The organism is Candidatus Contendobacter odensis Run_B_J11 (assembly GCF_000531125.1).
GTDB lineage: Bacteria > Pseudomonadota > Gammaproteobacteria > Competibacterales > Competibacteraceae > Contendibacter > Contendibacter odensensis.
Genome location: NZ_CBTK010000100.1, coordinates 1 through 7,787, shown reverse-complemented (window position 1 = coordinate 7,787; position 7,787 = coordinate 1). Strand labels below are relative to the sequence as shown.

Annotated in this window: 8 protein-coding genes and 1 pseudogene; 2 read left to right on the top strand and 7 right to left on the bottom strand. The window is 53.9% G+C overall.

Features of this window, described 5'->3' with window-relative positions:
• The first annotated feature begins 62 nt into the window (after positions 1-62).
• Together BN874_RS08065 and BN874_RS08060 are read left to right on the top strand one after the other, a co-directional pair.
• The gene (locus BN874_RS08065; RefSeq protein WP_051497582.1) at positions 63-482 is read left to right on the top strand and encodes a hypothetical protein; all 420 of its coding nucleotides are present in this window, start codon (positions 63-65) and stop codon (positions 480-482) included.
• A gap of 4 nt (positions 483-486) precedes the next feature.
• Positions 487-1,056, top strand: a complete 570-nt coding sequence (locus BN874_RS08060) for a hypothetical protein (protein ID WP_034431975.1) — start codon at positions 487-489, stop codon at positions 1,054-1,056.
• A gap of 974 nt (positions 1,057-2,030) precedes the next feature.
• On the opposite strand, the gene BN874_RS08055 is transcribed toward BN874_RS08060, so the two are convergent.
• From BN874_RS08055 to BN874_RS25045, 7 genes and pseudogenes are all read right to left on the bottom strand, one after another.
• Positions 2,031-2,450, bottom strand: coding sequence for a type II toxin-antitoxin system VapC family toxin (locus BN874_RS08055; protein ID WP_034431974.1), 420 nt, complete (start codon positions 2,448-2,450; stop codon positions 2,031-2,033).
• Positions 2,447-2,713 carry a hypothetical protein gene (locus BN874_RS08050; protein WP_034431973.1) on the bottom strand — a complete coding sequence of 89 codons (267 nt, stop codon included), beginning with the start codon at positions 2,711-2,713 and terminating at the stop codon, positions 2,447-2,449. The genes BN874_RS08055 and BN874_RS08050 overlap by 4 nt, the downstream gene beginning before the upstream one ends.
• A 245-nt stretch (positions 2,714-2,958) precedes the next feature.
• The gene (locus tag BN874_RS26170; protein WP_081756232.1) at positions 2,959-3,120 is read right to left on the bottom strand and encodes a UPF0175 family protein; all 162 of its coding nucleotides are present in this window, start codon (positions 3,118-3,120) and stop codon (positions 2,959-2,961) included.
• A gap of 160 nt (positions 3,121-3,280) precedes the next feature.
• A complete protein-coding gene (locus tag BN874_RS08045; protein ID WP_034431972.1) occupies positions 3,281-4,435 on the bottom strand; it encodes an RNA/DNA-binding domain-containing protein in 1,155 nt (384 codons plus the stop codon).
• The gene (locus BN874_RS08040; protein WP_034431971.1) at positions 4,432-4,695 is read right to left on the bottom strand and encodes a hypothetical protein; all 264 of its coding nucleotides are present in this window, start codon (positions 4,693-4,695) and stop codon (positions 4,432-4,434) included. Before BN874_RS08040 ends, BN874_RS08045 begins: the two co-directional genes overlap by 4 nt.
• Before the next feature lie 172 nt (positions 4,696-4,867).
• On the bottom strand, positions 4,868-6,532 hold the full coding sequence (ettA, locus tag BN874_RS08035; protein WP_034431970.1) for an energy-dependent translational throttle protein EttA: 1,665 nt from the start codon (positions 6,530-6,532) through the stop codon (positions 4,868-4,870).
• A gap of 100 nt (positions 6,533-6,632) precedes the next feature.
• A pseudogene (locus tag BN874_RS25045) lies at positions 6,633-7,787 on the bottom strand (hypothetical protein); the annotation flags it as partial.

Sequence of the window (7,787 nt, the reverse complement as noted above, 5' to 3'; positions counted from 1 at the left end):
ACTGAACGGCATCAATCCGTTCGATACCCTTCGGCTGGCGTTTGAGGGTAGGTAGTTACACTATGACTAAACGCGATAAGAAAACCGCCTATCTGTTCCACTGGTCATGGAGAATTGCTTTAGGCAAGTGCCAACCCACTGATCCTCTGGATGAACCCGGTGTTCCCATCCAATGGGATCATGATAATTTGGCCGCTAGCAAGCAAGGCGCTCAAAAAATGGTTAACGGTTTTAACTTGGCTGTCCCACCTAAAAGCACAAACGCGCCCTCTCTAAACAGCCGACATATCAGCGGCAAGGCGATTGACATGTATATCACATGGAATGGAAGCATCACTATTAAGAAAAAGGATGGGAGCTCAATTGCGGTGACCTTTATGGATAATCCCAATGCGAACACTCAACTGCATCAAGTCGGTGCCTCGTATGGGGTCAAGAAACTGGCAACCGACGCTCCCCATTGGTCAGACACGGGGGGTTAAATCCATGTCGTTGATTCTCCTCCGCCCCACCGGTTTAGCTGGACTGTGGGTAGGACTGTGTGCAGTCACCATCACAGCCTTGGCGCAACACCCATCAAGCCCATTTGATTTTTCCGCCAAGCTGGGTTGGGTAGACGACGCTTGCTTTGTAAGTACCCGTGCTGGATTACCGAACAAAACCCCGGTGACTGTTATTTTCACCGGGAAAAGGCAGCGCATAATCCGCGCCTACATCCAAAAACCAGTGGCTACTGACGATTTCAAAGCCTGCCAGCCACTGTCCGAGAATCGTCGCGAAGTCAACGCTAAACCCGGCATTGCGTTTTATGCGCTAGCGGCGGACAAAGAATTGAAGGGAATTGTGGGTATCGGAATTATTGGCCCTACTGGAACCCTTTTGCAAACCCGGAGTATGGTGTACACCGACTTGGATAGTGATGGCCGCAGAGAGCACTTCGGACATTGCATGACGAGCGAGGGGATTCGTTATCAGGCAAACGAAGCAGATGAAGCCAAACCCATATGGACTGGTTATTACTATTTAGGTTATGACACGGAGCCGACCTGTAAATAGCCATTTTTCCCTCCTGTAAATTTTCCTGTGATCGGAACTGTGGGGCAGGCAGGTAAAATGAATATCACCTATTGAGATCAATGGGTTGGATTCAGTCAACGCCCTAGCCTGACGCTACCAACCCTCGCCATCACAGGAAAATTTACAGGACCAAATTATCCGTAATAGCTACACCAGCAGCTAGAGAATAATCCTTCAGGTCTCCATCAAAATTCTCGTTATAATTCAGAACGGGTACGCTAAAATCATCAGAAGCGTTAGGAGCAATCTGCCCATACGCATCCAGATATAGGTGGTTCCATGATAATGTTGTTCCTGCTCCAATTAGCACAGAGCTGAATTTAAATTTGGTTCTTCGAGGGTTCTTGTGGAAACCAGGGTGTACTGTCTCAAAAATGAGAATTATAATTGGCGGCTTATAAATAACTAATTGATTTTAAAAAATATAAGTTTGGCATTCAGCCTGCTCAGCGAGCTGCAACCTGCTCTGATGGATCCACTCCACAGAAAGTGTCGAAGAACCTTAAATTTTTGGGTCCTGTAAATTTTCCTGTGATGGTGAGGGTTGGTAGCGTCAGGCTAGGGCGTTGACTGAATCCAACCCATTGATCTCAATAGGTGATATTCATTTTACCTGCCTGCCCCACAGTTCCGATCACAGGAAAATTTACAGGAGGAAAAATTGGGGGCAGTACCTGGAGAGATAAATCAGGATATCTTTACCGTGAGGGTGTCGGTATCCTACCTGTTTGATTGAGACCTTTTCGATGGGCATGCTTCGCTTTGCCCATCCTACAAAAGCTCAATACCGATTGAGTTTAGTAGGATGGGTTGCGGCTTTATCGCAACCCAACGTTCCATATCCATCATGCAAAGTTGGGTTGCCGTCTTTATCGAAACCCAACACGTTATTATCTGCTGAAGCGTTGAAAGCTAGAGTTGAGTTAACTGCGTCAACCCTCAACCTACAACGATTAACCTTTTAGCAACAGATTTTTAAAGGGATAATGGTTTTTCCAGCGATAGGTCTGAAAATCCCGTTCATCAGTAGAAAGAATCCGTCCGTGTCCCAACGCTTCAGCCAGAATCACCAGCGAGGCGTCAGCAAAATCCATGGGCAAATTAGCGTATTGATACATCAGTTCTTCGATACGCACCATCATCGCATCCTGAATTTGGAAAAGCTGGCTTCCACCTTGGCGGAGAGTGCCCACGAAAGCCAACATAATGGGCGTTCCAGCACGGTGTTGCAGCAAATAGCAGGTTTCCGTAATGACCGGCAGGGTTGTAATCAGTGGTTCCTGTAGATGCAGTACACATTCACGGGCCTGAAGATAATGAGTGTCCTTTCGATTGAAAAATGCGACCCAGAATCCAGTATCCACAATGATCACAATGGGCTACCCCACAGATATTTCTTGTAGTCAACCGAAAGATTTTCGTCATCGTCGAAACAACCAATGAGACCCGCTTCCGCAAAGATGCGGTAGATGCGTTGACCTTCCGTTTCCTGAAAATCTTCCTCCTGAGGAACCGCCATATCAATCGCTTTAGCCAGTATTTCTGGAATAATCTCTTTCAGTGGCTTCTGGAGTTGACGTTGCAACTGCAATAGACGTTCGGCGTGAATATCGTCCAGTTCGACTTCGATGTGCATATATCCGTGTTCTCCATTGTTTTGAAGGCTATAGTTGTTGTATAGGTTGAATTGCCGCTTTATCGCAACTGAACTCATTCACCAGCAAGGCGAATCGCCTCCGCCGCGACCTTGTCAGCCAACCAAATTCTCCGAACCCACAACCGCGAGATCACCTCGCCAGATAACCCAAAGCCGTAAAATCGCCACAGGCCGCGCCCAACGCCAGCAGTGGCGAAGTATCAATCACGATCAGGCGATTCAAATCAGGCATTGGCGAAGTCTTCGGCTAATTCTTCAGCCGTTGCCTGAATGGGCGAGACGCCATACCGGTGCAAATTCATGATGAATTCGACACGCTCCAACCCGGCTAATTGCGCCGCCTGACCACTCGTTAAGCGCCCTAACTCGAACAGTTTGACCGCCATCGCCAATCCGGGCCTCCTGTTCAAACTCATTGCGGCTGACCCGCAGCGCATCCGGCAGCACATCTGGATATTCAACGACCAGTTGCATCATGCATTCCTCCGATTGCCTAGTCCGTGAATTAGAGATTATCGAAAAATTAAAATGGCATGACGTATCTCGTCAGCGGGCCCGTCGGGGAATAATCGCCTTGAACTGATTGCCAATGCGATCATCTACCAGTTCAAGACGTGGACAAGCGTTAAGAGCACGGGGAATGCCGCTGCCCAACCCGCGATAAGGCAAGAGGTGGGTTGCATGGGAAGCCAGCAAGGGATTACGCATATTCGATAGGCCATAGCGAATTTGTTCAACATTCAGATGATTCGGTAAATGGCCTGGATTGCTGATCTCCACTCGGTCAGCGAACACCACCACCCGGATTGGAGCGCTGATAAAGTAGTCGCGGTGAATCAACGCATTGACCAGTAATTCCTGAAATACGATTTCGGGGATTTCCAGAATGCCCAGACTGTTGACGCCTTGATCACCCTGGACATGATGCAGATTGCGCTTGATAAACGCCAAGCTACGCTGATACTGACCCGCCAGTCGATCAAAAATGTCTTCACTGTCCAGATAGCGTGTTTCGTGCAGCTCACCACCGGGGATAGCAACCGCCTTAATCATAAACGCTGGACGAAATCGCTCCGGTTTTTTAGCGAACAACAGTACGCCGGCCAGAGTCAGTACGCCATCACGCGCCAACCCCATATTCTGTAGCAGCCGCGCCAAAGAAGGGCCGGTTTCTTCAAGAGGTTGCCGATAACGATTTTCAAAATACTCTTCCAGCGCCGGACGGTCGATATTTGCAACCGTGGCTGATGCAACTGGCACTTCATCGGCATAAATCAGCCCGGCCTGCTGAAACAGCCGTTGCATTTCCTCGCGGGCGGTGACATGGCGTTTATCCGCGCCGCTTTTCACCCAAATCCGCCCCTGTGCATCCGTGTAGGGCCGATTCAAACCCTCCGGCACCTGAATCACCATCACCAAACTCTGCGCTGTGCGGATATTCAGCGAAATCGGGTGAATCGGTGGACGCACTGACTGGGACGCCGTATTGGAGAGCAATTGATTCAATCGGCTAATGTCAGCAGCGCTTAATCCCTGCACTTCGCCCAGATCGCTGACGCCAATGATCAGCACACCGCCGCCGGAATTAGCGAACGCCACTAACTCGGCAGCCAGCGCATCAATGTTGCTGATATTGGCTTTGAATTGATGCCGACTATCCTCACCACGAGCGAGAATATCCAGCAGTTCGGTTTCGTTCATGAATCCTGCTCCGGCAACGCGGCTTTACGGATAGCGTCAATATCCTGGGCGAAAGATTCAGCACCTTCATTTAGCCTGGGTAATTCCGCAAACAGACGGTTGAGATCCCGTACCGCGACCTTGCAGGGTGCAGATGCGGGGCACAACTTGGCGATGACTCTATTACCACGCTCCAGTTCAAAACTGACCCCTTGATAAAACACGCGGTTGAGCAGATCGGAAAATTGCCGCGACGCTTGAGTGACGTTGATTCGTTCCATGCGAGCCTTCCAAATAGTGACCCTGTTGACATTCTCCCCACCCTGAAGGACGGGGCTTCTCGCACAAATCCGGTAATCTAACAAGGCGTTCGCTTCAACTGTGGTACGGGCTTCCAGCCAGCGAACTGAACACGGGCTGGAAGTCCGCGCCACAATTCAAAAAATTGCTACCTCAAGCCAGCTTGCGGTAGCGAATCCGGTGCGGCTGATCGGCTTCGACGCCCAGGCGGCGCTTGCGGTCCGCTTCGTAATCGGCGTAGTTGCCTTCAAACCACAGCACTTTTGAATCGCCCTCGAAGGCCAGAATGTGGGTAGCGATGCGATCCAGAAACCAGCGGTCATGGGAAATGACCACCGCACAGCCGGGAAAGGTAAGCAGCGCTTCTTCCAGCGCCCGCAGCGTCTCCACATCCAAATCGTTGGTCGGCTCGTCCAGCAGCAACACATTACCGCCGCTTCTGAGCAGCTTGGCGAGATGCACCCGGTTACGTTCACCGCCGGACAAATCCTTGACGAACTTCTGCTGATCCGGCCCCTTGAAGTTGAAGCGCCCAACATAAGCTCGCGAGTTAATCTGATAGGTGCCGATGGTGATGATGTCCGCCCCCTCGGAGATTTCCTGCCAGACGGTTTTATCGGCGGAGAGACTGTCGCGGGATTGATCGACATAGGCCAGCTTGACGCTGCCGCCAATCCGCAAGCTGCCGCTATCCGGTTGTTCCTGGCCAACCAGCATCCGAAACAGCGTGGTTTTGCCGGCACCGTTCGGACCGATAACGCCGACAATCCCGCCCCTGGGCAGATTGAAACTGAGGCCATCCAGCAGCAACAAATCGCCGAAGCTCTTGCACAAATCAGTGGCCTCAATCACCAATTCGCCCAGCCGTGGCCCCGGTGGAATGTACAAATCCTGGGTTTCGTTGCGTTTCTGGAATTCCTGCGATTCCAGATCCTCGAATCGCGCCACGCGGGCTTTGCTCTTGGCGTGGCGACCCTTGGGATTGGAACGCACCCACTCCAATTCCGCTTTCATCGCCTTGGTCCGGGCGCTCTCCTGTTTCTCCTCGACTTCCAGCCGCTGTTCCTTCTGATTCAGCCACGACGAGTAATTGCCTTCCCACGGAATGCCGCGCCCGCGATCCAGTTCCAGAATCCAGCCGGCCACGTTGTCAAGGAAGTAGCGGTCGTGAGTGACCGCCACCACGGTGCCGGGATAATCCTGAAGAAAATGTTCCAGCCAGGCCACCGATTCCGCATCAAGGTGGTTAGTCGGCTCGTCCAGCAGCAGCATGTCCGGTTTGGACAGCAACAACCGACACAGCGCCACCCGGCGACGTTCGCCACCAGACAGCCGGTTGACATCGGCCTCCCACGGCGGCAGGCGCAGCGCATCGGCGGCGACGCCCAGAGTGCGATCCAGATTATGGCCGTCGGTGGCATGGAGGTAGGATTCCAGATCCGCCTGTTCAGCGGCCAGTTTATCGAAGTCGGCATCCGGATCGGCGTAGGCGGCGTACACCTCATCCAGCCGGGTCAGCGCCTGCTTGATCGGCGCGACGGCTTCTTCAACGTTGCCGCGCACGTCCTTGGTGGAATCGAGTTGCGGTTCCTGGGACAGCAAGCCGATCTGGATCCCCGGCTGGGGGCGGGCTTCGCCGAGAAAATCAGCATCCACCCCGGCCATAATTCGTAGCAGGGTTGATTTGCCAGAGCCATTCAGCCCCAGTACGCCAATTTTGGCGCCGGGAAAGAACGACAGCGAAATATCCTTGAGAATTTCCCGCTTGGGCGGTACAACTTTGCCCACGCGGTTCATGGTAAAAATGTATTGAGCCATTGCGGTTTAGCATCGAATAGTTGGCGAAAGGACGATCATCTAAGCATTGTTTGCCGCTTAAAACCAGTTCACCACCCGCTTCACTTGCATGCTCCCGCATTCATCCCACCTCACCTAACGCCAGCACATACCCTCCCACCACCAGCAATTCACCGGGTTTGGCGGTGGTTGCGGTATTAAGTCCCGGATTGAGTACATCCAGCAGATCGCCCGATGCCGCCAACTGATAGACCGGCATATTCTGGCTTTCCACCTGGACCCACCAGTCGTCGCGGCGGGCCTGCACCAGCAAATGCCGCCGCGATAACCCCAGATACTCGGCGTTGATACCCACCGTTTTGTTAGCGTTGCCGTCCCAGCGCAGCGCCCGGGGATCGGCCAGCAGGCGGGGTGCAATGTCCGCCTCGGAACCACGTCCGAAGCTGACCGCTCGCCCACGCGGTACTGGCAGTGACAGCGCGACCGGCAACCGCACCCAACCCAGATAGTGCGTAGTCATCGGTGATGGCGCCGTATGAAACTCCAGTTCCAGTTCCAGATCCGGGAACGGTCGCCAGATCCCCGGCAAGTCCAACGGCGCCGCCAGTCCCACCACATCCCCGAACAGCCGGTCGGCGCTGTCTACCCGCAACCAGGCGGCAGCGTCGGGATGCCCGCTCAGCACCAGCCCGCCGGCGCGGCTAAAGCCGATCCGCCAGTCGCTGATACCCGCTGCCGCATAGACCGACAGCCGTTGCAGGGCAATGCCTATCACTCGCAGATACACAGCGGGTTGCTGGGGAATCCAGGTGTGCTGATCCAGACCAAGCGGCGGCGATGATTCTAATAGGATGGGCGCTGCGGGGCGTGGAGTGGGCGATGCTTCCAGCAGGCTGGGCGCTGCGGGGCGCGGCGGAGTTGGAGTCGGCTGCTCTGGAACCGGTAAGGATTCCAGCGCCGGTGAATGCGCCGCCACCGCCGCCGGGGATGGTTCCGAGGGTTGGTCGAAACGGACCGGCCAACCCAGAACCGGCTCGCGCCGCCCCCACGGATCAATCAGCGGACAGGTTTCATCAGACGCTGAAATCCTGGGTTCAGGATCCAGTATGGGGTTGTTGTGAACTGCAACCGGAGTTACAACCGGCGGCGGGACCGGGCGCGATTCCGGCATGATCCGAACCGGCGCTGGCGCTGGCGCTCCGAACCCTGAATCCGCCACGTCCGCCGTGAGTACCGTGACCCGCAACCGCAAGCCGCAGATCGGAAGAGCGTCGTG

Excerpts from the sequence above, each read along its gene's own strand:
- BN874_RS08060 (WP_034431975.1), top strand. The coding sequence starts at position 487 with ATGTCGTTGATTCTCCTCCGCCCCACCGGTTTAGCTGGACTGTGGGTA.
- BN874_RS08065 (WP_051497582.1), top strand. The coding sequence starts at position 63 with ATGACTAAACGCGATAAGAAAACCGCCTATCTGTTCCACTGGTCATGG.
- BN874_RS08050 (WP_034431973.1), bottom strand. The coding sequence starts at position 2,713 with ATGCACATCGAAGTCGAACTGGACGATATTCACGCCGAACGTCTATTG.
- BN874_RS08045 (WP_034431972.1), bottom strand. The coding sequence starts at position 4,435 with ATGAACGAAACCGAACTGCTGGATATTCTCGCTCGTGGTGAGGATAGT.
- ettA (WP_034431970.1), bottom strand. The coding sequence starts at position 6,532 with ATGGCTCAATACATTTTTACCATGAACCGCGTGGGCAAAGTTGTACCG.
- BN874_RS26170 (WP_081756232.1), bottom strand. The coding sequence starts at position 3,120 with ATGGCGGTCAAACTGTTCGAGTTAGGGCGCTTAACGAGTGGTCAGGCG.
- BN874_RS08040 (WP_034431971.1), bottom strand. The coding sequence starts at position 4,695 with ATGGAACGAATCAACGTCACTCAAGCGTCGCGGCAATTTTCCGATCTG.